This window comes from Kitasatospora sp. NPDC052868 (assembly GCF_044547105.1).
Lineage (GTDB): Bacteria > Actinomycetota > Actinomycetes > Streptomycetales > Streptomycetaceae > Kitasatospora.
This window is the reverse complement of the sequence record NZ_JBITZW010000022.1, coordinates 52,233-79,172: the sequence shown is the minus strand read 5'-3', so window position 1 is coordinate 79,172 and position 26,940 is coordinate 52,233. Positions and strand designations below refer to the sequence as shown.

Sequence of the window (26,940 nt, the reverse complement as noted above, 5' to 3'; positions counted from 1 at the left end):
CCGGGATCTCGGCAAATCCCTCACCGGGGGGACGCGGCTGTGCGACAGTCGTTCCACCACCCCGCCCTGCCCCCGGCCCGATGGATCTGCTATGAGCCCCTCCAGCCCCGCCGCCCGTCCGCCGGGCACCGCCATGGCGGAAGGCCCGGCGGACAGCCCCGCGGACGAAGCGGCAGGCGGTCCGACCGCCTCGGCGACGGGACCGGCGGACGACGCGACGGACGGCAGCGTGGGCAGCACGATGGACGGCACCGCACAGACGCCGCCCGGGCCCGGCGTCGGCTCGGCCGAGTGGAACCTCCTGACCGACGACATCCGGTGGTCGGCGGAGACGTTCCGACTGCTCGGGTGCGACCCCGGGCAGGCCCCGCTCAGCCTCGACCGGCTGCCCGACCGGCTCGACGAGGCCGACCGGCCGCTGCTGCGCCGGATGATGACCGACGCCCTGGTGCACGGACGCTGCGCGGTCGGCACCGTCCTGGTCCGCCGGCCCGGCGGCGGGCACGGCGCGGTCGAGTGCGCGGGCGAGCCGGTGATCGGCGTGGACGGCACCGTCACCGCCCTGCGGATGATGCTCCGCCCGGCCTGACCGAAGCCGGCCCGCCCGAGGCCGGGCCCGCTCGATCCCGGCTCAACGCCGACTCGACGCCCGACCCGCCGAAGGCCCGCCGAAGCCCGACCCGAACGCGGCCCAGCCCCTGCCCGAACACCACCGGCCCGAACCCCGGCCGGGGATCAGGCCGGCTTCGGCCGGTTCTTGGCGTCCGCCGTCCGCAGCTCCCGGCCCAGCTCGGCCCGGAGCTCGTCCACCACCGGCAGGCCGCGGTAGCGGGCGGTCAACCGGTACATCTCCCGCAACCGGTCCCACGTGCGGTGCGAGGAGTTCTGCCCGATCAGGTTCATCACCATCTTGGCCTGGAACTCCGCCGCGTCCGGCTCACCGGTGATCCAGTGCAGCGAGGCCAGCGTGAGCCGGTCGAACAGCGCCGAACGCAGCTGCCCCGTGCCCTCGCGCAGCTTGATCACCCGCTCGGCGTGCCGACGGGCCTGCGGGGCCGCCGACGGGTCGTGCTCGGAGAGCGTGCGCAGCACCAGCGCCTGCATCCCGCGCAGCTCGGCCTCGTCGAACAGCTGCATCCAGGACGGCGGCGGCTCGGTCACGTCCTCGGCGAAGAGGTCCTCGGCCTCGCCGAGCAGCCGGTAGGTGTCCTGCGAGTGCCCGATCGAGGCGTGCGCCCAGGCCTCCACGGTGTTCAGCATCGCCCGCGTCCTGGGCAGCACCCGGCCGCCGCCGGCCCTGGCCGCGGACATCAGGTCGAGCGCGTCGTCGGCCCGGCCGAGGTGGACCATCTGCCGGGCGGCCCGGGAGATCGCCTCGCCGGCCCGCGGTCGGTCGCCGGCCTCCTTGGCCGACTCCGCGGCGATCATGAAGTACTTCTGCGCCGTCGACTCCAGGCCCACGTCGTGCGACATCCAGCCGGCCAGCACCGCCAGGTTGGCGGCGACCAGCCACAACCTCTGCTCCACCACCTGGTTGTGGCGGTGCGTCAACAACCCGCCCACCTCGTTGAGCTGACCGACCACCGCCTTGCGCTGCAGTCCGCCGCCGCGCGCCGCGTCCCAGGCCCGGAAGACCTGGACGGAGCGCTCCAGCGCCTCCACCTCGTCGAGCCCGACCGGGCCCGCGTCGTACACATCCACCACCGGCCGCGCACCGCCCTGGGTGACGACCTGCCGGGGGCCGGGGACCTCGGCCGCGTACGCGACCGCGTCCCCTCCCAACCAGCCCTTCAGGGAGTCGGCGATGACCGCCCCGGCCGTGAGCGCGGCGCCCGCGCCCACCAATCCACGTCGGTTGAGCATGAGGTCCATTCCCGTGAACTCGGTGAGGACCGCGGCCGTTCGATCCGGCTCCCATGGCACTGCTGCGGACTGCGCCGCTCCGGACCTGGTGGGCCGGTGTCGTTCCAGACCGAGGTCCTCAGTGGTGACGACACGGCCGAGCCGCTCCGTGAACACGGCTGCCAACACCCTCGGCACCGGATCGCGCGGGATCTCCCCCTGCTCGATCCAACGTCGCACCCTCGAGGTGTCGGTGGACAGCTGCTGCTGTCCCATCGCGGCACCCCGACGGTTGACCAGCCGCGCGAGCTCGCCCTTGGACCATCCGGCCAGGACGAACAGATCGGCGAGTCGGGTGTTGGGTCCCCTGCTCACGTGAAGCCCCCAGGTTCCTCGGCTGGTTCGAGGCTAGAGGCTCCGTCATGTGCCAGGCGAGCATTCGCCAGGCTTCGCCAGGGTCCGCCACATTACCAACCAGTGCCGTCCGGGTGTCATGTAGAGGTGCGCCACCTCGCCCCTCGGGTCGGAGGCGCCCAAGGCCGGGTCCGGGGTCCTCCCCCGTCCGTGTCACAGGGCGTCCCCGGTCCTCACCCGAGGGGGTGGCGCGGCCGGGTGGCGCGGGGGCGCCGGGCACGGCCACGGCAGCACCGGTCGACCGCATTCCCCAGGGTGCGGGCGGCCGGTCCACTGCCGCAGGGGCTTCGGCCCCGCGTCCGTGCCCGGCGCCCGCGCTCCACCCATCGCACCGGGCAAGGGCCGCCGCCACGCCAGGAAGCACAAGGCACCGGCCTCCCCGCACCGCGGGGCCCACCCGCCGACGGACAGGAAGGGACCACCCTCACCCCATGTACTCCTCAGCGACCACCCCCACGCCGACCGCGACCCGCACCGCGCTGCGCCCCCCCACCGCAGCCACCGGCCGTCCCGGCCCGAAGCAGGTGCCGCCGAGCCGCCCCGCGGCCCCGCGCGGTGCCGACGGCCGGTCCACGGACGCGCGGGGCCAGGCCGGCCGTGCGGCGCTGGGACTGCGCACCCCCGAGGCCTCCCCGGCCACCGCTCCCCGGCCCCCCTTCGCCCGTCCCGGCGACGGCCGGGCGCTGCGTCCGCCGCACCGCCCGGGCCAGCCCGGCGGTCCCGAGCGGATCGACCCGGCCGCCCTGCAGACCCCGACGGTGCGGGCCGCCCTCGCGAGCGTCGCGCGGATATGTCCCGCGTTCACCCCGCGCCAGGTGCTGCGGGAGGGGAGCCGCCACATCCTGGTGGCGGGCACCATCGGGCGTGCCCCGGTGGTCGCCAAGTGCCTTTCCCCACAGGCGGTCCGAGGTGAGCACTTCGAACAGCTGGTGGCGGACTTCCACCACGAGGTCGCGGTCTACCGGGCCTTCGTCCGGCACCGTCCGCCGGTCCGGCTGCCCCGGCTGGTCGCGGCCGACCACGACCGCTGCGTACTCGTCATGGAGCGGGTGCCCGGCCGGCCCGCCGCCCGCGAGCGCCACCCCGTCAACTCGCCCACCCCGGGCGAGGTCCGGGCGCTGCTCACCGCCGTCCGCACGCTCAACCTGTGGCGGCCGCCGACCGACGTGTTCCAGCCACGGCTGGACTACCAGTTGGAGGTGGCCCGGTACCACTCGGTGGGCCAGCTCACCGACCGGGACGCCGGCGACCTGCGCGGTCTGCTGCACGGCCTGAGCCACACCCCGCTCCAGCTCTGCCACGGCGACGCGCTGCTCAGCAACATGCTGCTGGCGCCCTCCGGGCCGGTGCTGGTGGACTGGGAACAGGCCGGCTGGTACCTGCCGGGCTACGACCTCGCGGTGCTGTGGAGCGTGCTCTCCGGGGACACCGCGGCCCGCCGCCAGATCAGCCAACTCGCCCAGAGCGGCGGCACGCTGGCCCGGGACGCGTTCCTGGTCAACCTGGTGCTGGTGCTGATGCGGGAGATCCGGCTGTACGACGTGCCGGGCGCCGGCGAGGAGCAGCGGATCATGATCCGCCGGCTGTACGACGACGCCGCGCTGGCCCGCCGGGCCGTCCGGGCCGCGGTCGGCACCCGCTGAGGTCCGCGCCCGCTGAGGCCGGGGCCTGACACCAGGCCCCGAGCCCGGTCCGGTGTTGCGCGCCGGCGCGCGAGACCGGCGTACAACACCGGCGCGCGGGGCGGCCGCTGAGCGCGCGTCCGGGGCCGGGCTACGGTCGGGGGCCGCCGCGTTCCAGGGCGGCCCGCCCGGCGGCGTCCAGGACGGCCTCGTCCGGGGCGAGGTGCACCCGGCTGCTGAGCACGTCGCGCAGGTAGCGCTCCAACGGGTGACGCCGGCTCAGCCCCGGGTTGCCGGTCAGCGACACCGCCTGCTGCACGGCGGCTATCGCGGCGCGGGTGGCCAGCAGGTGGGCGGGGCCGGTCCTGGCCACGGCGTCCGGCTCGGCCAGATCGACCCGGGGGGCCAGGCCGTTGACCAGTTCCTCGGCGCCGATCAACTGGGCCTCGATCTCACCCAGGGCGCAGCGGTAGCGGGGCAGGCTGCCGAGCGGCTCGGTCAGATTGGCCGGAGTGCGCTGGTTGAGGAAGCGGACCAGCCAGTCCTGGGCGGAGCGGGCGACCCCGAGGGCGACGGCGGAGAGCGCCAGGTCGTGCCAGGCGCGGGTGAGTTCGGCGGCGGCGGCCCGACCGGGGCCGGAGCCGGGTGCGGCGGAGGTCTTCGGCGCGGCCTTCAGCGGGGCGTTCGGTGCGGCCTTCTGCGAGGCGGAGGCCCTCGGCGCGGTCAGGCCGAGCGCGAGGTCGGCCGGCACCCGGACGTCGTCCAGCACCACGTCGTGGCAGGCGCTGGCCCGCAGACCGAGCTGGTCCCAGGTCGGGTCGACCTCGATGCCCTCGCTCTCGCCCCGCACCAGGAAGGTGCCGATCCGCGGCACCGGCTCGTCGGTCCGCGCGGTGACGGCCATCCAGGCCAGCGCCTCGGCACCGGCACAGTAGGTCTTGCGGCCGCTGAGCAGCCAGCCGTCGCCCTCCCACCGGGCCACCGTGGCCGGCGGGCCACCGGCCCCGTGCGCGCCGCCGCCCTGACCGCCGGGCTCCGCGCGCAGGGTGTTGACCAGCGCCGGGCCGCGCCGGGACTCGGTGAGCAGCCGCCGGTAGCCGGCCGTCGGCCAGGGCGCCGTCCGGGCCTGCTCGGCGTGCTGAAGCAGGGTGAACGCGGTGACCACGGCCACCGAGGCGTCCCCGCGCCCGAGTTGGGCGAGCACCCGGACGACGTCGGCGAGCGTGCCACCCGGTCCGCCGTACCGCTGGGCGACCGTCAGGGTGAGCAGCCCGGCCTCGTGCACGGCCTCGATGCCCTGGTACGGGAAGGTCGCGTCGCGGTCGTGCTCCTCCGCGCGGGCGGCGAGCAGGTCGACGACCCGGGGCAGTCCGGCGAGCGCGGCGGCGAGCGGCGACTCGTCGCCGGTGGTGGTGGTCGCGGTGCTGGTCATGGTGCTGGTGCCTCCGGGCGGCAGCGTGGGCTCGGCAACTGCGGGCGGCACGCCGGACGGGCGTGCGGTACCGGTTGGCGGCCCCGGAGGTCAGCGCAACATCCGCCCCCGGATCGGCGCCGGCCGCTCGGCCGACCACCCACCGCCTCGGGGACGAATCCCCCTCAGTGGCCCGGACACGCCGCGCTGGCGGTGCGCCGCAGGTCCAGATAGCTGCGGCGGGTCAGCAGCGGGAGACGGCACGACATGTTCGCGACTGTACGAAGCGGTGATCGAAACCGTCAAGCAGCGCCCGGGGAGCGGGCCCCGGCCCGGCCGGGCCGACGCACCGGCCCGCCGGGTTCAGCCCTGCTGGAACATGTCCGCCGGGAGCGGCTTGAGCAACTGGTAGAGGTCGTCCGAAATCGGCCGGTCCCAGGAGGCGATGGTGACCTGGACGCCGTCGCTGCGCCCGAACTGGGAGCAGAACACCCGACCCTCGCTGACCTTGACCTTCTTCACGATCAGCAGGTCGTCGCCGAGCATCACGGGGAAGTCCTCGACCGAGACGAACTCGACCGGTTCCTCGTTCTCCAGCGCCGCGAGCAGCTGCCGGACCTCGAAGGGCACCTCGTCCCCGGTCTCCCTGGCGGGCGAGCCCTCGGGGAGGTTGCCGATGAACATCGCCGGGCCTCTGCCCCCGAACAGGTCGTAGCGCAGGAAAATACCCTGGCAGGAGCCGTCCGGGCCGGTCATCATGGCCGCACCGAAGTCGCCGGGCCAGTCGCCCGGGTCCATCGCGAGCACGTCGAAGTCCGGGCCGGCGGGCTGTCCGGAGCGACGGCGGAGAAAAGACATGGGAACATCGTACGTGCCCGGCACACCGCGTTCGCGGGGTGGGTGGGGCACCGGACGGAGATCGACGCTCAGAGACCAATGTTGACTCTGAGCAACCGTCCGGGCTACGTTCGGTTCAGCACGACAGCCGTTCTGGGTTTCACCCTCCGGGGGGACGGCATGTCGCAACGCGGCCCTACACGCGTATCCCTCACTGTGCACATTGTCGTGCCGATCCGCCGAGCACCCAGCTTCGTCGTCGCACACAGCACAGCACACAAGCCAACAGTTCCATGTCACACAAGCAAGGTCCGCGGGGCCCCGGCCCGTCGCTCCCGCGGATCTGCTCGGGACGCCGCCGCGTGGGGGCGTGCGGGTCCCGAGCACCCGGTTCCGCCGTCGAGTCGCTCTCGGCGTCGGTGCCAGCCTCCCGGCGACTGCCGGCCCCTTGTGGGCCGGGACCGGCCGACGCACCCCGGTGCGCAGGGGATGACTGGGAGGCAGGCCTGGCTAGCGCTGCCGGGCCACACAGCAGGCGCCGTGTCTGGCCGCGTGGGGGCGGTGGGCACGGCGTCTGCCTGTGCTCATACTCTGAGCTGCGTTTGTCTAACAGTCAACAGAAATTATGACGGGGCACGCTCAAGCGATGATCTGTGACCTGGCGGGTAGGGAAACGTGACCTGCCGGGCGTTGTTCGGGGGTTTGGCGGGGGTTCTGCGGCCCGCCAGGTCTGCACCAACGGGCAGGACCGGAGTCGCTTCGCTGCCCCAAGGCGCTGGCCGGAGCGGCCGTGCGGGAGACCGCTCGGCCGCGTCAAGGACCTGCCTGTCAAGGACCGAGCCGTCAAGAACCCGGGCGTCGGGGATTCGCGCGTCAAGCCCGTCCGGAGGCGGTCCCTCCGGATCGGGCAGGCCTTGAGGACCGGGTAGGTCTTGGGGCCCGTGCAGCCCGAGCCCGGGCTGCACGGGCCCAGGCAGGACGCGCGGACGGGGCAGGACGTGCGGAAGCGGGCCCCGGCGAAGGGGCCCGCTCGAATCCCGCCTCAGGTGAGGTCGAACTCGCCGTCCCGTGCGCCGAGCACGAAGGCCCGCCACTCGCCGGGCGTGAACACCAGAACCGGGCCGTCCTCCTGGCGACCGTCCCGCATCCCGATGTAGCCGTCCACGAAGGCGATCTGGACGTCCCCGACGCCCTGGCTGCTGCACAACCAGGTCGCTCCGGTGAAGTCCACCCTCGGCTTCCCGCTCGGCGCGAGCTCCTGCGCCGCGCCGGCCGTCTCCACGTCAGTCCCGATGTTGGCTGCCACTATCCGGTCTCCTCCCGACGGCTTGTCGGACGCCAGCCTAGCCACCGCCGCCGCCGAGTTCAGCGGGTTGCCGAGGACTCCCCCGACCGGGGACCGGTCCCCGCCGTCCGCCCCGCTCTCCGACCCCGTCCTGCGACCCCGTCGGCCGCCCGGCGGTGCCGGACAGGTCCCAAAGCGAGGCCGGGCCGGCCGTGTCCCGCGCCGCTGGGCGGCGGACAGCTGCCAGAGTGTGGAAGGCCCCCACCCATCGCCCCCAGGAGAAGCCGATGAGCCGCCGGGACGGCACCCGCGCCGATGTCATCCCCATCTCCGAGGCCCCCTCGGCCCACCCCCCGGCGCCACGCACCCCGCCCGGCCGCGCCCCGCAGCCCCGGACCGCGCCGGGCCGGCCGCCCACGCACGGACGGGTCGGGATCGTCCTGGTCTCGCACAGCCGGGACCTCGCCACCGCCGTCCGCGCCCTGGCCCTGGCACTGGTCGGCTCCGACTCCCCCGCCCCGGTCGTCGGTACCGGTGGCGACCTGGTGTCCGGCCCCGGCATCAGCGCGGTACTGGTCGCCGCCGCCACCCGCCGGGTCGACCAGGGCCACGGGGTGGTGGTGCTGGCGGACCTGGGCGGCGCGGTGGGCACCGTGCGCGCCCTGCTCGCCGCCGCGGACGAGCACGGCCTGCCGTTCCCCGTCCGGTTCGCCGACGCCCCGTTCGTGGAGGGCGCGGTGGCCGCCGTCGCCACCGCGACGGCCGGCGGCGACCTCGCGGCGGTGCTGGACGCCGCCGAGGAGGCCTACCGGCAGCGCAAGGACTGACCGGGCCCGGTCTGGGCCGTCGCGTCCCCCCGGCTCCCCGTTCCGGCGGGTCAGGACCGGCCCGATGCGGCCGGTCGGCCGGGTATCACCGTTCCACCCCACGGCGGGTGACCGTCCGGCTACCATCGGCACAGGGCCGGCCGAGCGGGCCGGATGGTCGGAGGGGGGAGCCTCAGCCATGCGCGTGGTCGTCACCGGCGGAGCCGGATTCATCGGGGCCAACCTGGTCCGGGCCCTGCTGGCCCGCCCCGAGGTGGCCCAGGTCCGGGTCGTGGACAACCTGTCCACCGGCAGCAAGGCCAATCTGGCCGGTACCGACGCCGTGCTCTACGAGGGCAGCATCCTCGAACCCGCCCTGCTGGACGAGGCGTTCACGGGTGCCGACGCGGTGGTCCACCTGGCCGCGCTGCCCTCCGTCCCGCGCTCGGTGAGCGACCCGCTGGCCAGCCACCACGCCAACGCCACCGGCACGCTGGAGGTGCTGGAGGCCGCCCGCCGGGCCGGCGGGCCGTACGTGGCCGCCGCCTCCTCGTCCTCGGTCTACGGCGCCAACCGCGAGCTGCCCAAGCGCGAGACGATGCGCACCGCCCCGATGAGCCCGTACGCCGTCAGCAAGCTGGCCACCGAGGCGTATCTGGCGGCCTACCACCACTGCTACGGCCTGGGCGTGCTGCCGCTGCGGTTCTTCAACGTGTTCGGCCCGCTGCAGCCCGCCGGGCACGCCTACGCGGCCGTGGTGCCTGCCTTCCTCGACGCCGCGCTGGCCGGCCGCCCGCTGACCGTGCACGGGGACGGCGGCCAGAGCCGGGACTTCACCTACATCGGCACCGTCACCCAGGTGATCACCGAGGCGGTGCTGCGCCGGGTGGTGCACGCCGACCCGGTGAACCTCGCCTTCGGGACCCGCACCACGCTCCTGGAGCTGGTCGGCGAGCTGGAGTCGGTGCTCGGCCACCCCGTCGAGGTGGCCCACACCGAGGCCCGGCCCGGCGACGTCCGGGACTCCCAGGCGGACAACTCCCGCCTGCGCGAGCTGTTTCCGGACGTCAGGCCGGTGCCGCTGCGCGAGGGGCTGGAGCGGACCGCGGAGTGGTTCGGCACGCTCTGACGGCCGCTCGGTGCACTTTGGCCGCCGCTCGGCGCGTCCGGCGGCCGATCGCGCGACGGGGGCCGGTCAGGGCCGCTCCTTGCCCTCCCACTCGAAGGCGGCCGGGCCCCGGCACTCCAGCGCCTGCCGCAGCCGCTGGTGCTCGGACTCCGTCATCGGCGGCAGCGCGTCCAGGGCGTACCAGCCCACCGCGAGCGACTCCTCGTCGTTGACCCTGGCCTCACCCCCCACCGCACGGCAGCGGAAGGTGAGGTTCAGGTACTGCGTCACGTCGCCGTTGCGGTAGACCACCTCGGGCGAGACGTCGACGGAGGCGAGCAGCTCCGGAACGGCGATGACGCCGGTCTCCTCCAGGCACTCGCGCACCACGCCGTCCGCGGGCTGCTCCGCGGGGTCGAGGATGCCCCCGGGCAGCGCCCAGCGGCCGTCATCGGTGCGCTGGGCGAGCAGGACCCGGCCCTCGTCGTCGAAGACGGCGGCGACGACGGAGCTGAGCCAGAGGGGGCGGGTACCGACAAGGGACCGGAGTTCAGCGAGGAACGGGGGGATGGCCATGCCCCGAGCCTATCCAGGAACTCCCGTGCGCAGCGGCCTGGCCGGCGAGCCGACGACCACCTCGCCCGGCGGCACGTCCCGGGTCACCACGGCGGCGGCGCCGACGAAGGCGCCCGCACCGATCCTGCGGCCCTGGAGCACGACGGCGTTGCTGCCGACGGTGGCGCCGTCGGCGAGCAGGACCGCGCCGGAGACGTTGCCGCCCGGATAGACCGTCACCCGCTCCCCGAGCACGCTGTCGTGGCCGACGGTGGCGTTGTAGTGGACCTGGCTGTGCGCGCCGAGCCGCACGCTGCTGGACACGTAGGCGCCGCCCATCACCAGGCAGCCGGGGCCGAGCACGGTCTCGGGCGCGACGATCGCCCGGGGGTGGACCAGGGTGGCCGGCACCGCGCCGAGGCCGTCCAGCAGGCTGGTGAGCCGCTGTCGGACGGCCGGGTCGGCGATGCCCACCAGGTAGTGGGCGCCGGGCGGCAGGGTGTCGGGCCTGCGGACGGGCAGGCCGCGGACGGTGGCGCCGTGCTGCCGGTCGTCGAGGAAGCCCGCCACCGGGACGCCGGCCGCGAGCGCGGTGTCCAGCGCCTCGCGGCCGACGCCCCCGGCGCCGGCGATCCAGAGCTCTCGCTGTTCGTCGCTCATGGCGGTCATGGCGGTCATGGCGGTCATCCTGCCCCAGCCGGTCGCAGCCGCCCGGTCGGGTCGGTGCGGCCTCTTTGGAGACCCCTGCGGGTCGGATCCTCGGCCGACGGGTTCAGGACGCCTCCTCGACGGCGGTGCGGACGGGCGGTGCGAGGCGGGAGGAGGTGGCCTGCCGGGGCAGGCTGATGGTCTGCCGCGGCCTGGGAGCGGTAGCGGCTGCGGCAGCACCTGCGGTATCCGTGGTGACGGCCGAGGTCGCGGCCGTGGTGGCGGCCGGTTCGGTGGGCGCGGGGAAGCCGGGGTTGACCCCGCCGGCGGCGGTGACACCGCTGGGGCGCAGCAGCACCTTGACGGTGAGGGCGAGAATCCGTAAGTCGAGCGGGAGCGAACGGTGCTGGACGTACCAGAGGTCCAGCTCGATGCGCTGGGGCCAGGTGATCGAGTTGCGCCCCTGGACCTGGGCCCAGCCGGTGAGGCCGGGCCGGACGTCGAGGCGGCCGCGCTGGCGCCGGGAGTAGTGGACGACCTGCTCGGGCAGGGTGGGCCGGGGCCCGATCACGCCCATCTCGCCGCGTACGACGTTCCACAGCTGCGGCAGCTCGTCCAGGCTGGTCTTGCGAAGCAGGTCGCCGAGCCAGGTGATGCGCGGTGCGTCCGGCTCCTCGGGGAAGCGTCTGTCCCGCATGGTGCGGAACTTGAGGATCGCGAACTCCTTGCCGCGCCAACCGGTTCTGGTCTGGCGGAAGAGCACCGGTCCGCCCATGGTGCAGCGGATCAGCAGGGCGATCAGCAATCCCAGCGGAATCGCGACGATTCCGGCCAGGACGGTGACCGCGAGGTCCCCCCCTCGCTTCATGACGGTCCTTCCCCCTGATGCGGTGTGGTGGGTGCTGGTGGGCTCAGTCGACCGTCCAGGGCAGTCCCTTGGCGCGGGCGACGGCCGCGTAGGTCTCCAGCGAGACCCGGGCGACGGCGCGCTGGTCGAAGTGCGCCGTGGCACGGTGCCGGGCCGCGGCGCCGAGCCGTTCGCGCAGGCCGGGCTCGGTGAGAAGCCGGTCCAGCGCGCTGGTGAGGGCCCGGGCGTCACCGGGCGGGGTGAGGAGGAGGTGCTCGTCGTGGGTGCCGATCTCCCGGCAGCCCCGGATGTCGCTGAGCACCATCGGGAGGCCGCCGGCGGCGGCCTCCATGCCGGAGCGGGAGAAGCCCTCCCGGTAGGAGGGGAGGACGAAGACGTCGAGGGCCGCGTACACGGCGGGCATGTCGGCCCGGGTGCCGAGGAACTCGACGCCGGACTCGGCGCCGTGCGCGTCGGGCTTGTCGGGGTCGTCCGGGCCGATCCAGACGAACCGGGCCTTGCCGGCCAGCGCCCGGGCCGCCTCGGCGTACTCGCCGATGCCCTTCTCTGCGACCCGCCGTCCGACGCCGCCGACCAGCAGCTCCTCCGGGCCGACACCGATCTCGGCGCGCAGCCGGGCGCGGGTACGGGCACGGTCGCCGGGGTCGGTGGCGAAGCGGGTGAGGTCGACACCGTTGCCGACGACCCGTGAGCGGCGGGCCGGGACGGCGCGGGCTAGGGTCCGCCGGTCCTCGCCGTTCTGGTACAGCTCGGCGTGCGAGAAGCGGGCCGCGAAGGCCTCGGCGCCGAGGACGAACGCCCGCTTGGCGAGCGGGTCGTGGGCCTGCGCCCAGAGGCCGTGGCAGGTGTTGACGACGACCGGCACGTGGGCGAGGCGGCCGAGCACGCGGCCGAGCACACCGGTCTTGGGGTTGTGGGTGTGCAGGACGTCGGGGCGCAGCCGGTCGAGGACGGCCAGCAGCTCGCGGGCGGCGGCGGCGTCGGCGCGCGGCTGCCAGGCGCGGGTGAGGTTGTGCAGGGGTTCGTGGCGGACGCCGATGGCGGTGAGCTGGTCGACGTAGGGGCCGGGCGCGCTGATGCCGTAGGTCTCGAAGCCTGCCTCCAGGTCGACCTTGAGCTCGGTGGCGAGGAGGAGCTGCAGGCTCATGTCGACCGTGGTGAGGTGGGCGACGCGCAGCGGGCGGCCGCCGGGGCCGCGCAGCCGCGGCGGCGGCGTCCGCGGTTCGGGGGTGCGGGCTTCAGGCACGGGCGCCCACCGCCTTGGCGGTGGCGACGATCCGGGCGTAGGCCCGTTCGGGGATCAGCCGCCCGTACAGCTTGGCGCGGTAGAACTCGATCGGGTCGGTGCGGCGGACCGGTACCCGGCACAGCCGCACCGGGTCGAATCCGGGCGTGTTGCGGCCGACCTCGCCGGTGGCGGCGGTGCGGAAGCGGGCTCGCAGGGCCGGCTCCATGTGCGGGACGGGCACGCCCCAGGTGTAGGCGTAGTGGCGCGGGCGCAGGCCGAGGTGTTGTTCGACGTCGTCGTTGCAGGCGTCGAGCTCGGCGGTGGAGAGCAGTTCGGGGCGGGCGTGGCTGCGGGTGTGGTTGGCGACGGTGCAGAGGCCGGAGTCGGTCATCTCGCGCAGCTGCTCCCAGCTGAGCGCCGGGGCGCCCGCGGTCTTGGCGGTCGAGCCCTCCCAGCGCATCTCGCCGCCGACGTGCCCGCTGGCGAGGTAGACGGTGAACGGGAGGGAGCGCTCGCGCAGCAGGGGCCAGGCGTTCTCGTACACGTCCGCGAAGCCGTCGTCGAAGGTGAGCACGGTGCTGGGGGTGCGGCGGTCGGCCTCGATCCGGTCGACGGCCTCGTCCAGGGAGACCACCCGGCCGGGCGGCAGCTCGGCGAGCAGGTCGGCCTGGGCGGTGAAGGCGGCGGTGGTGACGTCCAGCTCGTCCGGGCTGCCGCCGCCGACGCGGTGGTAGATCAGGACGGTGGCGCCCTCGCCCGGGCGGGACCCGACCCGGGCGGCCAGCCGGCGCTTGACCTGGGCGCGGATGCCGCCGCTGGTGTCGGCAGGGCCGTTGGTGCCGGTGGTCTCGGTGGATTTGGTGGTGTTGGCGGATTTGGTGGTGTCGGCGGTTCGGGTGTCGCCGCCGGTGTCTGCCGACGCGGGCACGGCGGTGCCGCTCATCGCTCCCCCTCGGGCTGTGCTGTCCGCCTCTGCGGCACCCTCCCCGGCGCCGTCAAGTGGCCATGCGTCCGCCGCAGTTGGTGCGGTGGACGGGATTCACAGTAGGGGGAACTGTGGGGCTGATGGCCCGGAATTGTGAAAGAAGCGAGAAGGGATAAGCAGATGGGCCGAAAACCGGCCGATCTGACCGGTTGGGCTCGATCGGCTATTCAGGTGGCGCCGGCGCTCTCCTACCACCGGGCGAGAGCTCCCCGGCGCACGCTTCGGGCGGGCTGGGAAGGTGGCCTGCCGGCGGCGGGACCGCGGCTGCCGCCGTGTCGGCGGCTCCGGACGGCCGGAGGTCAGAGCGTGGCGCCGCGCCGATAGCGCAGCAGCGCGAACGCGATCCGGCCGAGCAGCAACACGCCCGCCGCGAGGCAGCCGGCGACCGCCATCGCCCAGGCCGGACCGCCACTGTCCGGCACCTCCACGGCGACCACGATGCCGACCGCGAGACAGGCCAGGCCTACCGCCGCCAGCGGGATCTGGTGGGTGACCAGGGCGCCGCCGCTCCACACGCGCGCCATCCGGGTCGCACCGTGCGGGTGGAGATGATCACGTTCCGCGTCTGCCATGAGTCCCAAGGTACCCCCGGGGAGCGCCGGAGGCAGCCTGCCCGGAACGGGACAGCATGGTCACGCTGAGCAACCGACGCGGTCGGGCACCGAGGCGGTCGTTCGTGCACCGGACGCACATTCGGTGCATTCCGGGGCGCCCGATCGCCTCCCAAACCCGGGCCGATTCAGGTCCGTTCCAGGTTCATGAAAAATCCTTGACGGTCCGGTACAACCATCTACGCGGAGTGCGGGTCTCCACTACATTGAGCGATCCAGGAGCCGTCCGTGGCGCGGGTTGGGAGTCCCCGCCGCAGACCGGAGAGCCCAGGGGGCGGAGCCGCCGCCCCCTGGTGTCGGAGGCCGGGCTCCGTCCTCCGACGGTACCGCCACGCCGCATCGGCGACCGAGGGGGAACCGTGCCGCAGTCCCAGTCCACGACGTCGACCTTCACGGCCGCCCTGGCCGACACCACCCCGGCCAGGGCCGGCAAGGCCCGCGCCAGGGGATCGGCCTCCAGGGCCATGCCCGCCATCCCCGGCGGCACCGCGGGCAGTTCCGCCGGAGCCGGCCTGTCCGCGGTGCGCATGCCGGCGCACCCGCCCCATTCGCCGCAGTCCCTCTTGTCCCATCTGCCCCAGGTTCAGCCGACCCGCGCACCGCAACCGGCCCGGGCACCGCAACCGGCCCCGACGGAACCGACCGCGCTGGTCGCCCCGGTGGCTCCGGCGGTCCGGCCCGCCCCCGCGACCCCGTCCGCCCCGGAGGCCCTCGCACCCCGGCCGGGCACGGTCGACCAGCCGGCCGCCTTCGACCAGCCGACCCCCTTCGACCAGCGGGCCACCGGGCGGCACGCCGCGCAGCCGCCCGCCTGCCGCTCGGACGGTCGGGGCGAATGGCTGCGCTTCGCCCCCGTCCAGCCGCTGTTCCGGGCCCGCGCGGCGCAGCGGCTGGCGGTGCTCGCCTACCACGGGGTGACCGATCCGAGCTCCTTCGGCGCCCAGCTGGACCGGCTACGAAGACTCGCCACCCCCATCTCGCTGGCCGCGGTCGAGCAGGCCGTCGCGGAACGACGCCCGCTGCCGGCGCGCAGCGTGCTGATCACCTTCGACGATGCCGACCGCAGCGTTCTCACCCACGCCCTGCCCGCACTCAACGACCGGGGCATCCCGGCCGCCGCGTTCGTGATCTCCGAACTGATCGGGACGGAGAAACCGTTCTGGTGGCACGAGGCGGACTTCCTCGCCCGGCACGGCGGGCGCGCCCGCTCGCTGGACTGCGGGCACCCGTCGCAGCTGCTGCCCCGACTGAAGGCCATGCCCGACCCCGACCGGCGCCGCAGTCTGCAGGAGCTGCGGGTCAGCGCCGACCGGCGGCCGCCCCGCCAGGAACAGCTCACCCCCGCCGACCTGCTCGCCCTGCGCGAGGGCGGGGTCGCGATCGGCAACCACACCCAGGGGCACCCGTGCCTCGGCCGGTGCGACGACGTCACCGTCCGCGCGGAGATCACCGGCGCGCACGAGGCACTCACCCGCTGGCTGGGCGAGCCGCCGGTGGCATTCGCGTACCCCGACGGCGGCCACGACCCGCGTGCGGAAACCGTCCTGCAGGAGCTGGGCTACCGGCTCGGCTTCCTCTCCGACCACCGACTCGGCCCCCGACTGCCCGATCACCCCCTTCAGATCAGCCGCCTCCAGGTCGACTCGACGACCAGCTCCCGCCGCTTCGACACCATCCTCTCCGGCCTGGAACCCGCCTACCGCCGCTGGCGCGGCCAGGCCGTCGCCTGAGCCTGAGCCGTGCGCGGGAGCGGCTCTGCGTCGGGGTCTCCGCGGGAGTGGGAAGTCGGCGGGTCCGACTTCCCACTCCCGGCCGGGCGCTCGGTTCGCTCATGCGCTCTTCGCGGCGGGGGCGCATCGGCTGGAAATATGTAGACCGGTCTAGTGAATCTTGGGTGGGCCGGGTCGGAAGGCCTGACGGACAGCGCAAGCGGTCAGGCTCCGCGAGTTCGGCTCCGCGGGGGTTCGGCTTTGCGGGGGTTCGGCTTTGCGGTAGATAATACGAAATCGTATAGTCCGAAACCGTGACATCCGAATCCGCGCCACCCGAGTGGTCGCCCCTGCTCGCACTACAGCGAGCCACCCACGCCACCCTGCAGGTACTCGCCGCCGAGCTGGCCGATCTGGACCTGCCCCCCTCCGAGATCAACGCGCTCGCCAACCTCGCCGACGGCCGGGGTCGGACCGTCTCCGAACTCGGCGCAGCCGTCGGCACCCGCCCCACGACGCTGACCAGCATCCTCGACCGCCTGGAACGACGCGGCCACATCACCCGCGGCACCCGCCCAGGCGACCGCCGCGCCGTACTCGTCGAACTCACCGCCTCCGGACGCGCGGCAGCCACCACGATCCGCCAGACCGTCACCGACCTGGAGCGCCGCGCACTCGCCGGCCTGCCGACCGAGACGCTCACCCATCTCCGCGCCGCCCTGCAAGCCCTGACCGAGGTGTCCTCATGACCGCCCGACCCGCCGATTTCGATGCCCTGATCGCCGAAGTGATCGCGACCGCGGGAGGGTTCGGCCACCGGGAGCACGTCCGACTGACCTGGCTGGCCATCCGGCGCTTCGGCGTACCGGCAGCGACCGACCTGGTCAGCGAGGGCATCCAGCGCACCGCCCGCAAGGCGGGGAAGCCCGAGAAGTACCACGCGACCCTCACCCAGGCCTGGGTCGAGCTGATCGGCCACCACGCCGCCGAGCACGGGGAGGAGGACTTCACCGCGTTCGCCGACCGCAACCCCACCCTGCTCGACAAGGACCTGCCGACCCGCTTCTACCGCCCGGAGACCCTCGCCGGCGAGGCGGCGAAGACCGGCTGGGTCGAGCCTGACCTCACCCCCTTCCCCTGGTAGAGCGCCACCCACCGGCAACGCCCCGGGGGGAGCACCGGATCGGGGCTTCGCCGGGCGGCGGCCGTCCGGGCCTGGCGGGCCGCACGTGCACGTTCGCTGCGTTCGCGGTCCAGTAGGTAGACCGGTCTACATATTCACCGCCCCCGAGGGCTTCGCGGCGACCGAATATGTAGACCGGTCTACCGATATTGCCTCTGCCGCGCGGCCGCGACCACACAGGAAGTCGGCCCGCCCGACTTTCCATGCCGGGGGCCCCGCGGCCCGCTCCAGTTGCACCTGCACCAGCTCTGGCACCGGCACTGGCAATGGCACCGGCACCGCAACTCAGTAGACCGGTCTACATATCCGTGGCCCTGGAAGCTGCGCACGTAAAGTCGGCCGGCCCGACTTCCTAGGCCATGCCCCCGCCCCCACACTCTGGCCCAACGTGGGCCGGGGCAAAACTCAGTAGACCGGTCTACATATTCATTCCCCCGTGGCCAGCGCGCAGGAAGTCGGCCGGTCCGACTTCCTGCGCAACGAGTCCCGCGACACGTCCCCACCCCACCCACGCGGGCCGGCAGACTCGGCGAGACGGGCAGGCCGGCGGGGCAGCCTGGCGAGCAACGGGCAACGGGCAACGGGCAACGGGCAACGGGCAAAACCATAGACCGGTCTACATGTTTCACCTCCCGGCACCCGATGGCCGAATGTGACAGATCGCCGTCATTGCAGTCATCGGGCGATGCCGACACGATGGGTGCATGCCCACCCCTCACCGCGTTGTCATCGCGGTCTTCCCTGATGTCGACCTGCTCGACGTCACCGGCCCGGCCGAGGTCTTCGCCCTGGCCAACCGGGAGGCCGGCGGTCGGGCGGCCTATGAGGTCCGTCTGGCGGGGCCCGACGGCGGTCTGGTCGTCACCTCGGCCGGCGTGCGGCTGATGGCGGACCTGGCCTTCGCCGACGTGGGCGCCGCAGTGGACACACTGCTGGTGCCCGGCGCGGTCGACCTGCGCCCGGACGGCCCGGTCGCCCGGGTCGACGACAACGTGGTCGAGTGGGTCAGGGCCACGGCTCCGCACGCACGGCGGATCGCGTCGGTGTGCGTGGGTGCACACCTGCTCGCCGCAGCCGGGCTGCTGGACGGGCGGCGGGCGACCACCCACTGGTCGACCGCGGCGCAGCTCGCGGCCGAGCATCCGGAGGTACGGGTCGACGCCGACCCGATCTTCGTCCGCTCCGGCCGGGTGTGGACCGGCGCGGGCATCAGCACCTGCATGGATCTGGCACTCGCCCTGGTCGCCGAGGACCACGGCGAGGAGCTGGCGCTGGCCGTGGCGAGGCAGCTGGTGATGTACCTCCGGAGGCAGGGCGGCCAGAGCCAGTTCAGCGTCCCGCTGAGCCGGCCCGCCCCTGCCCGCAGGGACATCGACGAGCTGCGGGTGTTCATCACCGAGCACCTCGACGAGGACCTGTCGGCGCCCGCACTGGCCGAACGCATGTGCCTGAGCGAGCGCCACTTCGCCCGGGTCTTCCGCCAGGAGACCGGCAGCAGTCCGGCCGCCTACGTGGAGGCCGCCCGGGTCGAGGCGGCCCGCCGTCTGCTGGAGACCACCGACCAGCCGCTGGACCGGATCGCGGCGACCGTCGGCATGGGGTCGGTGGAGACCCTTCACCGCGCCTTCCGCAAGCAGATCAGCACCACCCCGGCGTCCTACCGCCGCCGCTTCCGCACGGTTTCCTGACCCACCCGAGCCACCGACGTCCAAGCCTCGACGTCCAAGCCTCGACGTCCCAACCTCTCGACGTCCCAACCTCTCGACGTCCCAACCTCTCGACGTCCCGACCCCATCGGCCTGCGAGCACCCGCTCCCGCGGCTTCGCCATGCCGATTTCCGATCCGAAAGGACCCTCTGCCCATGAACGCCTCCGCCACCCTGCGCGATGTCATCGGCCTCGACAACACGCTGCCCCGCCTCGACGGGACCACCCTGGTGATGATCGACTTCCAGAACACCTACCGCACCGGCGTCATGGCCCTCGACGGCGCCGAGGCGGCCCTGGCCGCCGGGGCCCGCCTGCTGGCCGCCGCCCGCGCGGCCGGCACCCGGGTCGTCCACGTCCTCAACGACGGGGGCGAGGGCACCCCCTACGACGTCCGCGCCGAGATCGGCGCCATCAGCCCCGAGGTGGCGCCGATCGAGGGCGAGCCGGTCGTGGTCAAGCAGGTCCCCAACGCCTTCCACGGCACCGACCTGGAGCAGACCCTGCGCGATCTGGGGGCCGGACCGGATCTGGTGCTGGCCGGGTTCATGACCCACATGTGCGTCACCTTCACCGCCCAGGGCGCCTTCTACCTCGGCTACCGGCCGACCGTCGTCGCCGAGGCGACCGCGACCCGTTCCCTGACGGCGCCCGACGGCACCCTCGTCCCCGCCGCCACCCTCCAGACGGCGAGCCTGACCACCATCGCCGACCTCTTCGGCACGGTGGCCCCCACCGTCGAGCACCTCACCACCGACAAGCCCACCGACAAGCCCACCGCCGAACACACAGCCGAACACACAGCCGCGGACCACGCCGTCGCCTGACCTCACCGATCAGAACGACGGCGCTCCCAACGGTCAGCCCGCAGGAGCCGGCGCAGGCGCCGCACCCACCAGGGCGCGCCCCTCCGCATAGCGCGCGGCCGCCGGCGAGAGGGCCACCGGCCGCCCGGCGTGCAGCACGGTCACCGTGCCCCCTCCCAGCCGGGCGGGCCCGGTGACCCTGCGCAGCGCCTGGGCGACGACCGCCTCCGCGGAGCCGTGCAGCGTGAGCCCCGGCGCGGCCAGCGGGGCGACGGCGGCCCGGATGCGGTCGGCCACCAGTTCGTAGTGGGTACAGCCCAGCACGATGGCCGCCGTCCCCGCGGGCGTGCGGGCCGTGGCGGCGGCGATGGCCCGGTCGATGGCTGCGTCGTCGGCGTGCTCGACCGCGTCCGCGAGCCCCGGGCAGGCGACCTCGGTGATCTCGGCGGTCCCGCCGAAGTCACGGATCAGCCCGCGCTGGTACGCGCTGCCGGTGGTCGACGGGGTCGCCCAGATGGCCACCCGCCCGCCGAGGGCGGCGGCCGGCTTGACGGCCGGCACCGTGCCGATGACCGGCAGTCCCGGCTCCAGCTCGGCCCGCACCGCGGCCAGCGTGTGGACGGAGGCGGTGTTGCAGGCGATCACCAGCGCGTCCGGCTCCAGGGCGGCGGCGGCCCGCGCGCAGCCGAGCGCCAGCGCGGTCACCTCCTCGAGCGTGCGCGGCCCCCACGGCATCGAGGCGGGGTCGGAGGAGAGCACCAGGTCGGCGTCCGGGCGCAGCTTCCGAAGCGCGGCGGCGGCGGCCAGCAGGCCGATTCCGGAGTCCATCAGTGCGATCTTCACAGAGCAAGACTTTAGTCGATGCCCCGCTCCGGGCCCCCTGTGCGGCAGACTGCCCAGGTGACCGTCCTGCTGTGGATCGCCCTGCTCTCCCTGCTGGTCTGGCTCTGGCTGGCGTGCTGCCACGGCCTCTTCTGGCGCACCGACATCCGTCTCCCGGCGCGTCGGCCCCCGGCCCGGTGGCCGCAGGTCGCGATCGTGGTGCCGGCCCGCGACGAGGCCGAGGTGCTGCCAGTCAGCCTGCCCGCCCTGCTCGCGCAGAAGTACCCCGGGCGGGCCCGGGTGATCCTGGTGGACGACCACAGCGGCGACGGCACCGGCGCACTCGCCGCCGCACTGGCCTCCCCCGGGGGCCTGGAGCTGACCGTCATCACCCCTCCCCCGCTGCCCTCCGGCTGGACGGGCAAGCTGTGGGCGCTGCGGCACGGCGTGGAGCTGGCCGGCCCGGACCCGGAGTACCTGCTGCTGACCGACGCCGACATCGCGCACGGTCCGGACTCGCTGGCCGAGTTGGTCGCGGCCGCCGAGACCAACGGCCTCGACCTGGTGTCCCAGATGGCCCGGCTGCGGACCGAGAGCGGCTGGGAGCGGCTGATCGTGCCGGCCTTCGTCTACTTCTTCGCCCAGCTCTACCCGTTCCGCCGGAGCAACCGCCCGGGGAGCCGGACGGCCGCGGCGGCGGGCGGCTGCTCGCTGGTGCGGCGCGAGGCGCTGGAACGGGCGGGCGGGGTGGCGGCGATCCGGGGGGCGGTGATCGACGACGTCTCGCTGGCCCGCGCGGTGAAGTCGACCGGAGGCCGGATCTGGCTGGGGCTGGCGGAGCAGGTGGACAGCGTGCGCCCGTACCCGCGCCTGGCCCAGCTGTGGCGGATGGTGTCGCGCAGCGCGTATGCGCAGCTGAGGCATTCGCCGCTGCTGCTGGCCGGGACGGTCCTCGGCCTGGTGCTGGTGTACCTGGTGCCGCCCGCGGCCACCGTGGCGGGGCTGGCCACCGCCGACTGGGCGGTGGCGGCGGCCGGCGGCGCGGCCTGGGCGCTGATGGCGGGCACGTTCCTGCCGATGCTCCGCTACTACCGCCTGCCCGCCCCGGGCGCGTTGCTGCTGCCGTTCACGGCCTCGCTCTACCTGGTGATGACGGTGGACTCGGCGGTCCAGCACTGGCGCGGTCGCGGAGCCGCCTGGAAAGGGCGCACATACTGAGCCGGGTTGGTCCAGACTGTTCGAATGGACCGTCAAACGATCTCCCGGCTCGCCCATGTCCACCATCCGATCGCCGCGCCGATCACCGACGAGTCGGTGGCCCGGCTGCTCGACCGGGCGAGCGCCCACACCGGGACGGGCCGGGCGCTGGACCTCGGCTGCGGTGAGGGCGCCTGGCTGGTCCGCCTGCTGACCGCGCGCCCGGACTGGCAGGCCGTCGGGGTGGATCTGGACGCGGCGGCGCTGACCCGGGCCCGGGAGACCGCGCAGGCCCTCGGGGTCGAGCGGCGGATCGGTCTGCACCACACGGACGCCGGGGAGTTCAAGGCCGCCGAGCCCTTCGACCTCGTCCTGAACGTCGGCGCGACGCACGCTTTCGGCGGCCTGTTGCCGACCCTGGCCGCGGCCCGCCGGCACCTGGCGCCCGGCGGGCTGGTCCTGGTCGGCGAGGGCTTCTGGGAGCGCGAGCCGTCCCAGCCCGCCCTGGACGGACTGGGCGCCGCCCGGGAGGACTTCGCGGATCTCGCGACCACCACCGACCAGGTGATCGCGGACGGCTGGACGCCGGTGTACGGCTATGTGAGCAGCCCCCAGGAGTGGGACGACTACGAGTTCTCCTGGACGGGTTCGCTCGCCGCGTGGGCGCTGGACCACCCGGAGCACCCGGACGCGGCGGACGCCCGCGCGGCCGCCGACCGCCACCGCACCGAGTGGCTGCGCGGCTACCGGGGAACGTTCGGCTTCGTCACCCTCCTGCTGCGCCGCACCGACTGACGGTCCGTCCTGGTCCCGACTGACACCGGATCCGGACCGCCCGGCCGTGTCCGACGATCCCCGCCGGGCGCGAATCGAGGGCCGCGCCCTACGGCTTCCGGGTACGGGCCAGGAAGTCGTCGATCAGCGGTGCGATCTCCGGCAGCCTCTCCTCCAGCGCGAAGTGCCCGGTGTCGAGGACGTGCAGTTCGGCGTCCGGCAGGTCGCGCAGGAAGGCGCGGGCGCCGGGCTCGGTGAAGAACGCGTCGTTGCGCCCCCAGACGATCAGCGTGGGCGGCCGGTGGGTGCGCAGCCACTCCTGCCAGGCGGGGTAGAGCTCAAGGTTCGAGTGGTAGTCCAGGGCGAGTTCGACCTGGATGTCCTTGCGGCCGGGCAGGTCGAGGAAGTGCTGGTCGAGGGTCCAGCCGTCGGGGGCGACCAGTTCGGCGTCCTCGGTGCCGCCCTCGTACTGGCTGCGGGTGACCTCCAGGGTGAGGATGGCGCGGGCCCGCTCGGCGGCGCCCTCGACGCCGTGCCGGTTGGCGATGAACTCCCGTGCGAGGTCCGAAAGTCCCTCTTCGTAGGCGTTGCCGTTCTGGACCACCAGGCCGGTGATCCACTCCGGCCTCCGGGTGGCCAGCCGCAGGCCGACGGGGGCGCCGAAGTCGAAGACGTACAGGGCGAACCGGTCGAGGCCGAGGGACAGGCAGAAGCCCTCGACCACGTCCGCCAGCGTGTCGAACCGGTAGCGGAAGTCCGCCGGCGCCGGGCTGTCGCTGTGGCCGAAGCCGGGGTAGTCCGGGGCGATCAGGCGGTAGCGGGTGCCGAGCACGTCGAAGAGCCGCCGGAACTGGTGCGAGGCGGACGGGAATCCGTGCAACAGCAGGAGGACCGGCGCATCGGCCGGGCCGGTCTCCCGGTAGAAGATCCGCAGCCCGTCGACGTCGGTGTAGCGGTGCCGGATGTGCGGGATCGTCAGCTCTGTCATACCGCACATCCAACCACGGATAACGTTAAATGTCTCCAGTTGGCGTTAGCTGACCGCTCAGGCCGCCACTCAGACCGCCACGCACGCCGCCCGGGTCACCGCCCCAACAGCCGCAGCACGGCCGGCTTGGTGAACTCGTACCGGACCATCTGCTCCAGGTCGCGCAGCCAACCGGCCGCCCCCGCCGGGTGGTCGAGCACCCGGGCGTACAACTCCTCGAACGCGGTGGTGACGCTGTCCAGCGAGAACCGCCCGACCACCCACTCCCGGCCCCAGGCGCCGAGCCGGGCCCGCCGGTCCGGGTCGTCGAGCAGCGGGCGCAGCTGCCCGGCGAGCGCGTCCGGCGAGCGCTCGCCGCTCCCGAAGCCGTACATGCAGCGCGAGGCGTGCGGCTCGACCAGCGGGCCCGGTTCATGGACCGCGGTGTACCCGGCCGCGCCGTGGACGACCACGGGCTTGGCGAAGGCCAGGCCGCGCAGGGCCGAGCCGCCCATCCCGAGGACGATGTCGGCGGCCTGGTAGGCGGGGCGCGGGTCGGCCAACGGGCCCGGGACGAGCACCGCCTGGCGCCCGAGCTCGGCGTTCACCGCGGCGGCCCGCGCGCGCAGGGCGGCCAGGCTGGGCCCGGTGCCGACGACGACGAGCCGCACCCGCGGGTCGGCGAGCCGGCGGACGGCCTCCACGGTGAGTTCGGCGCCGGCGTCCTTCTCCAGCGCCGGCACCAGCCTGGTCACGATGGCAAGCAGCAACTCGTCGTCGGCGATGCCGTGTTCGCGGCGGAACGCGGCACCGTCCACCTGGCCGGGCGCGTCCGCCGCGGTGTTCACGGGCGGTTCGATCAGGCTGACGTCCCGGTGGCCGAAGGCCCGGCCGTCCCCCAACAGCGCGCCCAGGCCGAGGACCAGCGGCTGGTGGCGAGGCAGGCCACGCAGCATCCGGATGCCGTAGAACGTGGAGACCACCGGCAGCCGACCGTAACGCCCGGGCCCGAAGTAGGAGTTGCGGGCGGCCCGGACCTCCCAGGCGTGCAGCAGCTGGCTGCCGTGCTCGGCGGCCAGCCGGCCGAGCCGGCGGCGGACCTCGCCGTGCGGGCTGTCGGGCCCGCCCGCGACGACCACCTCCAGACCGTGCCCGGCGGCGACCTCCACCAGCGGGGCGGGGCCGGCCACCCCCTGCGCGAACAGCACCGGGTCGTGCCCGCGCTCGCGCAGGGTGCGGGCGATGTCGACCGCGTTGAGCTGGGCCCCGCCCAGGGCGAGGTTGTTGAGATGGACCAGCACCCGGACAGGTCTCAAGGTCACTCCTCCCAGCGGTGCGGGACGAACACCGGCGCGGCCAGCACGACGGCGCGCGGCGGGGTGTCCAACATCGGGCCGAACACGTCGAACTGGCCGACCGAGTGCCAGCTCATCAGCGTCCCGCCATCGGTGCGGCCGATGCCGTAGACGCCCGCCCAGAGCGTGTACCTGCCGCGGGGCACCGGCAACCTGGGTATCACACAGGCCACCTGGTGGTCCTCGCCGGTGAGCCGGACTTCGTGGCTGATCTGGAAGATCGGGCTGGAGGTGCCCTCGCTGACACCCAGGTGCAGGGTCGCGTCGCCCCGGTAGTCGCCGCCGAGGGTCAGCTCGACGGTCATCGGCTCGTCGGTGGTGAGGCTGTCGCGGCCCTCCCCCCGGACCTCGTGCTTGAGCAGCTGCAGCGGCTCGCCCGTCCGGGCGCCGGCCTCGGACTGCGCCTCGATGCTGTCCCGGTAACCGGACATGGCCTCCTTGATGCCGGCGTCCACCCGCACCGAGCCCTGCTCCAGCCAGATGCCGCGCCGGCAGATGGACTCCACGGCGGGCAGGTCGTGCGAGACGAAGACGATGGTGGTGCCCTGTTCGGCGACCTCGCGCATCCGGTCCAGGCAGCGCTGCTGGAAGACGGCGTCGCCGACCGCCAACACCTCGTCCACCAGCAGCACATGGGGCTCCAGGTAGGCGGCCACGGCGAAGCCCAGGCGCATCTGCATACCGGAGGAGTAGAACTTCACCTGCCGGTCGATGGCGCCGCCGAGCCGGGCGAACTCGACGATGTCGTCGAAGCGGGTGGCCACCTCGCGGCGCCGCAGGCCGAGCAACGCGCCGAAGAGATAGATGTTCTCACGACCCGTCAGGTCGGGGTGGATGCCCGCCCGGATCTCGATCAGGGCGCCGATCCGCCCGCGCACGTCGATGATGCCGCCGTACGGGTACATGACCCTCGTCAGCATCTTCAACAGGGTGGACTTGCCCGAGCCGTTGGAGCCGATCAGGCCGACCGACTCCCCCGGCTCGATGTGCATGCTGATGTCGCGCAGCGCCCAACGCCAGTCCTCGCCCTTCTCGCCGCGCAGCCGGCGGGCCATCGACTCGACCTTGTCGCGCAGCAGCATCCGCTGCTGGTCGGCCTTGAAGCGCTTCCACACCTGCTCGGTGCGGATGGTGCCCAACGGGAGGGTCTGGTCAGGCGACATCGGCGATCCCCGTCTCCAGCTTCTTGAACAGCAGATAGCCGCCGACCAGGAACACCACCGAGGAGGCGGCTGCGATCGCGGTGAGTGTGAAGTCCGGTGCGCTGTCGTACAGCAGCGCGTTGCGGTAGCCCTCGATCACGGCGCCGAGCGGGTTGAGGCCGACGTACAGCTCCTGCAGGCCCGGCGGGATCTGCCCCAGCGGGTAGGCGACCGGGGTGGCGAAGACGCCCATCTGCGTGATGATCGGCAGCAGGTGGCGCACGTCGCGCAGATAGACCACGGCCACCGAGAGGACCAGCGCGACGCCGTAGGTGAAGGCGAACTGGACGGCCAGCAGCGGCAGTACCCACAGGAGGGTGGCGGAGGGGGCCGTCCAGAACAGTAGGAAGAGCACGCCGAGGACGGCGGTGCCGATCAGCATGTCCACGGTGGCGACGAGCATGGTCGCCAGCGGGAAGACCTCCCGCGGGCAGTACACCTTGTTGAGCAGGCTGAGGTTGTTGGCCAGGCTCAGCGCACCCTGGTTCATGGTGTTGGAGAAGAACTGCCAGACGATCAGGCCGACATAGGCGAACAGCGGGTACGCCGCGCCCTCGGTGTCGACGTGCACGGCCCGGCGGAACACCAGCGTGAAGATGGCGCAGAGCGCGAGCGGGGTCAGCACCGCCCAGGCGAAGCCGAGTACCGCCTGCTTGTACCGCGCCCGCAGATCGCGCTCCGCCAGGGCGCGGACCAGCTCCCGCGCCCCCCAGAGCTCCCGGGCCACCTGCACGGGGCGCAACCGGCGTTTGAAGACGAGTTCGGGCGGCGGCCCGTCGGCGACCGCGGGCCGCCCCGGTCCGGCCGCCGTCCGGCGTTCGTGCTCGCCGACGAGCTGCGCGCGTTGTCCCCCCACGGACCCCTGCTCTCTCCGGTACCGCCGGTATCGAGAAGTGGGCCCGCCGCCACGGCAGTTCCGCGCTCACACGGCTGCGCGCCGCAGCGGTGCGGCCCGGCGTCCACTCTGGCACAGAGTGTGGTTGTGGGGGGTCGGTTCA

26 protein-coding genes are annotated in these 26,940 nt (G+C 73.8%); 11 read left to right on the top strand and 15 right to left on the bottom strand.

Features of this window, described 5'->3' with window-relative positions; genetic code table 11:
• Window positions 1–91: 91 nt before the first annotated feature.
• The gene (locus tag ACIGZJ_RS28955) at window positions 92–589 is read left to right on the top strand and encodes a hypothetical protein (RefSeq protein ID WP_396460015.1); all 498 of its coding nucleotides are present in this window, start codon (window positions 92–94) and stop codon (window positions 587–589) included.
• Window positions 590–735: 146 nt separating this feature from the next.
• On the opposite strand, the gene ACIGZJ_RS28950 is transcribed toward ACIGZJ_RS28955, so the two are convergent.
• A complete protein-coding gene (locus ACIGZJ_RS28950; protein WP_396460014.1) occupies window positions 736–2,217 on the bottom strand; it encodes a hypothetical protein in 1,482 nt (493 codons plus the stop codon).
• 470 nt (window positions 2,218–2,687) lie between these two features.
• On the opposite strand from ACIGZJ_RS28950, the gene ACIGZJ_RS28945 reads away from it, so the two are divergent.
• Window positions 2,688–3,899 carry a phosphotransferase gene (locus ACIGZJ_RS28945; protein WP_392941903.1) on the top strand — a complete coding sequence of 404 codons (1,212 nt, stop codon included), beginning with the start codon at window positions 2,688–2,690 and terminating at the stop codon, window positions 3,897–3,899.
• A gap of 130 nt (window positions 3,900–4,029) precedes the next feature.
• Here the strand turns inward: ACIGZJ_RS28945 and ACIGZJ_RS28940 are convergent, their stop codons facing one another.
• From ACIGZJ_RS28940 to ACIGZJ_RS28930, 3 genes are all read right to left on the bottom strand, one after another.
• Entirely contained in the window at window positions 4,030–5,310 is a 1,281-nt protein-coding gene (locus ACIGZJ_RS28940; RefSeq protein WP_396460013.1) for an acyl-CoA dehydrogenase family protein, read from the bottom strand.
• A 342-nt stretch (window positions 5,311–5,652) separates the two neighbouring features.
• Window positions 5,653–6,147 (bottom strand): hypothetical protein, encoded by a 495-nt coding sequence (locus ACIGZJ_RS28935; RefSeq protein ID WP_387951031.1) that lies wholly within the window; start codon window positions 6,145–6,147, stop codon window positions 5,653–5,655.
• A 1,021-nt stretch (window positions 6,148–7,168) separates the two neighbouring features.
• On the bottom strand, window positions 7,169–7,408 hold the full coding sequence (locus ACIGZJ_RS28930) for a DUF397 domain-containing protein (RefSeq protein ID WP_392941302.1): 240 nt from the start codon (window positions 7,406–7,408) through the stop codon (window positions 7,169–7,171).
• A gap of 290 nt (window positions 7,409–7,698) precedes the next feature.
• On the opposite strand from ACIGZJ_RS28930, the gene ACIGZJ_RS28925 reads away from it, so the two are divergent.
• Both ACIGZJ_RS28925 and ACIGZJ_RS28920 read left to right on the top strand, forming a co-directional pair.
• The gene (locus ACIGZJ_RS28925; protein ID WP_396460012.1) at window positions 7,699–8,238 is read left to right on the top strand and encodes a PTS-dependent dihydroxyacetone kinase phosphotransferase subunit DhaM; all 540 of its coding nucleotides are present in this window, start codon (window positions 7,699–7,701) and stop codon (window positions 8,236–8,238) included.
• A gap of 178 nt (window positions 8,239–8,416) precedes the next feature.
• A complete protein-coding gene (locus ACIGZJ_RS28920) occupies window positions 8,417–9,346 on the top strand; it encodes an NAD-dependent epimerase/dehydratase family protein (protein WP_396460011.1) in 930 nt (309 codons plus the stop codon).
• 66 nt (window positions 9,347–9,412) lie between these two features.
• Here ACIGZJ_RS28920 and ACIGZJ_RS28915 read toward each other — a convergent pair whose 3' ends face one another.
• From ACIGZJ_RS28915 to ACIGZJ_RS28890, 6 genes are all read right to left on the bottom strand, one after another.
• Entirely contained in the window at window positions 9,413–9,901 is a 489-nt protein-coding gene (locus tag ACIGZJ_RS28915) for an NUDIX hydrolase (RefSeq protein ID WP_396460010.1), read from the bottom strand.
• Between the two features lie 9 nt (window positions 9,902–9,910).
• A complete protein-coding gene (locus tag ACIGZJ_RS28910; protein ID WP_396460009.1) occupies window positions 9,911–10,558 on the bottom strand; it encodes a NeuD/PglB/VioB family sugar acetyltransferase in 648 nt (215 codons plus the stop codon).
• A gap of 94 nt (window positions 10,559–10,652) precedes the next feature.
• A complete protein-coding gene (locus ACIGZJ_RS28905) occupies window positions 10,653–11,396 on the bottom strand; it encodes a sugar transferase (protein WP_396460008.1) in 744 nt (247 codons plus the stop codon).
• 43 nt (window positions 11,397–11,439) lie between these two features.
• A complete protein-coding gene (locus ACIGZJ_RS28900) occupies window positions 11,440–12,642 on the bottom strand; it encodes a glycosyltransferase (RefSeq protein ID WP_396460007.1) in 1,203 nt (400 codons plus the stop codon).
• Window positions 12,635–13,567, bottom strand: a complete 933-nt coding sequence (locus tag ACIGZJ_RS28895) for a polysaccharide deacetylase family protein (RefSeq protein ID WP_396460006.1) — start codon at window positions 13,565–13,567, stop codon at window positions 12,635–12,637. The genes ACIGZJ_RS28900 and ACIGZJ_RS28895 overlap by 8 nt, the downstream gene beginning before the upstream one ends.
• A gap of 341 nt (window positions 13,568–13,908) precedes the next feature.
• A complete protein-coding gene (locus ACIGZJ_RS28890; protein WP_396460005.1) occupies window positions 13,909–14,181 on the bottom strand; it encodes a hypothetical protein in 273 nt (90 codons plus the stop codon).
• Window positions 14,182–14,579: 398 nt separating this feature from the next.
• Here ACIGZJ_RS28890 and ACIGZJ_RS28885 point away from each other — a divergent pair, with 398 nt between their 5' ends.
• The 5 genes from ACIGZJ_RS28885 (at window position 14,580) to ACIGZJ_RS28865 (ending at window position 19,646) form a co-directional block, all read left to right on the top strand.
• Window positions 14,580–15,950 (top strand): polysaccharide deacetylase family protein, encoded by a 1,371-nt coding sequence (locus ACIGZJ_RS28885; protein WP_396460004.1) that lies wholly within the window; start codon window positions 14,580–14,582, stop codon window positions 15,948–15,950.
• A 293-nt stretch (window positions 15,951–16,243) separates the two neighbouring features.
• Window positions 16,244–16,678 carry a MarR family winged helix-turn-helix transcriptional regulator gene (locus ACIGZJ_RS28880; protein ID WP_396460003.1) on the top strand — a complete coding sequence of 145 codons (435 nt, stop codon included), beginning with the start codon at window positions 16,244–16,246 and terminating at the stop codon, window positions 16,676–16,678.
• Window positions 16,675–17,073: a hypothetical protein gene (locus ACIGZJ_RS28875; RefSeq protein WP_396460002.1), complete on the top strand. Its 399-nt coding sequence runs from the start codon at window positions 16,675–16,677 to the stop codon at window positions 17,071–17,073. The genes ACIGZJ_RS28880 and ACIGZJ_RS28875 overlap by 4 nt, the downstream gene beginning before the upstream one ends.
• A 743-nt stretch (window positions 17,074–17,816) precedes the next feature.
• Window positions 17,817–18,800: a GlxA family transcriptional regulator gene (locus ACIGZJ_RS28870; protein ID WP_396460001.1), complete on the top strand. Its 984-nt coding sequence runs from the start codon at window positions 17,817–17,819 to the stop codon at window positions 18,798–18,800.
• 174 nt (window positions 18,801–18,974) lie between these two features.
• On the top strand, window positions 18,975–19,646 hold the full coding sequence (locus ACIGZJ_RS28865; protein ID WP_396460000.1) for an isochorismatase family protein: 672 nt from the start codon (window positions 18,975–18,977) through the stop codon (window positions 19,644–19,646).
• Window positions 19,647–19,679: 33 nt separating this feature from the next.
• Here the strand turns inward: ACIGZJ_RS28865 and ACIGZJ_RS28860 are convergent, their stop codons facing one another.
• Window positions 19,680–20,468, bottom strand: coding sequence for a glutamate racemase (locus ACIGZJ_RS28860; RefSeq protein WP_396459999.1), 789 nt, complete (start codon window positions 20,466–20,468; stop codon window positions 19,680–19,682).
• Between the two features lie 18 nt (window positions 20,469–20,486).
• Here ACIGZJ_RS28860 and ACIGZJ_RS28855 point away from each other — a divergent pair, with 18 nt between their 5' ends.
• Together ACIGZJ_RS28855 and ACIGZJ_RS28850 are read left to right on the top strand one after the other, a co-directional pair.
• Entirely contained in the window at window positions 20,487–21,665 is a 1,179-nt protein-coding gene (locus tag ACIGZJ_RS28855) for a glycosyltransferase (protein WP_396459998.1), read from the top strand.
• Between the two features lie 24 nt (window positions 21,666–21,689).
• Window positions 21,690–22,439: an SAM-dependent methyltransferase gene (locus ACIGZJ_RS28850; protein ID WP_396459997.1), complete on the top strand. Its 750-nt coding sequence runs from the start codon at window positions 21,690–21,692 to the stop codon at window positions 22,437–22,439.
• Window positions 22,440–22,527: 88 nt separating this feature from the next.
• Here ACIGZJ_RS28850 and ACIGZJ_RS28845 read toward each other — a convergent pair whose 3' ends face one another.
• From ACIGZJ_RS28845 to ACIGZJ_RS28830, 4 genes are all read right to left on the bottom strand, one after another.
• Window positions 22,528–23,406 (bottom strand): alpha/beta fold hydrolase, encoded by an 879-nt coding sequence (locus ACIGZJ_RS28845; protein ID WP_396459996.1) that lies wholly within the window; start codon window positions 23,404–23,406, stop codon window positions 22,528–22,530.
• A 95-nt stretch (window positions 23,407–23,501) separates the two neighbouring features.
• Window positions 23,502–24,701, bottom strand: coding sequence for a glycosyltransferase family 4 protein (locus ACIGZJ_RS28840; protein ID WP_396459995.1), 1,200 nt, complete (start codon window positions 24,699–24,701; stop codon window positions 23,502–23,504).
• 2 nt (window positions 24,702–24,703) lie between these two features.
• Window positions 24,704–25,903 (bottom strand): ABC transporter ATP-binding protein, encoded by a 1,200-nt coding sequence (locus tag ACIGZJ_RS28835; RefSeq protein ID WP_396459994.1) that lies wholly within the window; start codon window positions 25,901–25,903, stop codon window positions 24,704–24,706.
• Window positions 25,893–26,798, bottom strand: a complete 906-nt coding sequence (locus ACIGZJ_RS28830) for an ABC transporter permease (protein ID WP_396459993.1) — start codon at window positions 26,796–26,798, stop codon at window positions 25,893–25,895. Before ACIGZJ_RS28830 ends, ACIGZJ_RS28835 begins: the two co-directional genes overlap by 11 nt.
• Window positions 26,799–26,940 lie beyond the last annotated feature (142 nt).

Bases quoted from the DNA above. Each gene is read 5' to 3' on its own strand.
- ACIGZJ_RS28910 (WP_396460009.1), bottom strand. From the start codon at position 10,558: ATGACCGCCATGACCGCCATGAGCGACGAACAGCGAGAGCTCTGGATC.
- ACIGZJ_RS28955 (WP_396460015.1), top strand. From the start codon at position 92: ATGAGCCCCTCCAGCCCCGCCGCCCGTCCGCCGGGCACCGCCATGGCG.
- ACIGZJ_RS28890 (WP_396460005.1), bottom strand. From the start codon at position 14,181: ATGGCAGACGCGGAACGTGATCATCTCCACCCGCACGGTGCGACCCGG.
- ACIGZJ_RS28855 (WP_396459998.1), top strand. From the start codon at position 20,487: ATGCCCCGCTCCGGGCCCCCTGTGCGGCAGACTGCCCAGGTGACCGTC.
- ACIGZJ_RS28865 (WP_396460000.1), top strand. From the start codon at position 18,975: ATGAACGCCTCCGCCACCCTGCGCGATGTCATCGGCCTCGACAACACG.
- ACIGZJ_RS28920 (WP_396460011.1), top strand. From the start codon at position 8,417: ATGCGCGTGGTCGTCACCGGCGGAGCCGGATTCATCGGGGCCAACCTG.
- ACIGZJ_RS28905 (WP_396460008.1), bottom strand. From the start codon at position 11,396: ATGAAGCGAGGGGGGGACCTCGCGGTCACCGTCCTGGCCGGAATCGTC.
- ACIGZJ_RS28895 (WP_396460006.1), bottom strand. From the start codon at position 13,567: ATGAGCGGCACCGCCGTGCCCGCGTCGGCAGACACCGGCGGCGACACC.
- ACIGZJ_RS28925 (WP_396460012.1), top strand. From the start codon at position 7,699: ATGAGCCGCCGGGACGGCACCCGCGCCGATGTCATCCCCATCTCCGAG.
- ACIGZJ_RS28875 (WP_396460002.1), top strand. From the start codon at position 16,675: ATGACCGCCCGACCCGCCGATTTCGATGCCCTGATCGCCGAAGTGATC.
- ACIGZJ_RS28915 (WP_396460010.1), bottom strand. From the start codon at position 9,901: ATGGCCATCCCCCCGTTCCTCGCTGAACTCCGGTCCCTTGTCGGTACC.
- ACIGZJ_RS28845 (WP_396459996.1), bottom strand. From the start codon at position 23,406: ATGACAGAGCTGACGATCCCGCACATCCGGCACCGCTACACCGACGTC.
- ACIGZJ_RS28940 (WP_396460013.1), bottom strand. From the start codon at position 5,310: ATGACCAGCACCGCGACCACCACCACCGGCGACGAGTCGCCGCTCGCC.
- ACIGZJ_RS28835 (WP_396459994.1), bottom strand. From the start codon at position 25,903: ATGTCGCCTGACCAGACCCTCCCGTTGGGCACCATCCGCACCGAGCAG.
- ACIGZJ_RS28945 (WP_392941903.1), top strand. From the start codon at position 2,688: ATGTACTCCTCAGCGACCACCCCCACGCCGACCGCGACCCGCACCGCG.
- ACIGZJ_RS28870 (WP_396460001.1), top strand. From the start codon at position 17,817: ATGCCCACCCCTCACCGCGTTGTCATCGCGGTCTTCCCTGATGTCGAC.
- ACIGZJ_RS28850 (WP_396459997.1), top strand. From the start codon at position 21,690: ATGGACCGTCAAACGATCTCCCGGCTCGCCCATGTCCACCATCCGATC.
- ACIGZJ_RS28935 (WP_387951031.1), bottom strand. From the start codon at position 6,147: ATGTCTTTTCTCCGCCGTCGCTCCGGACAGCCCGCCGGCCCGGACTTC.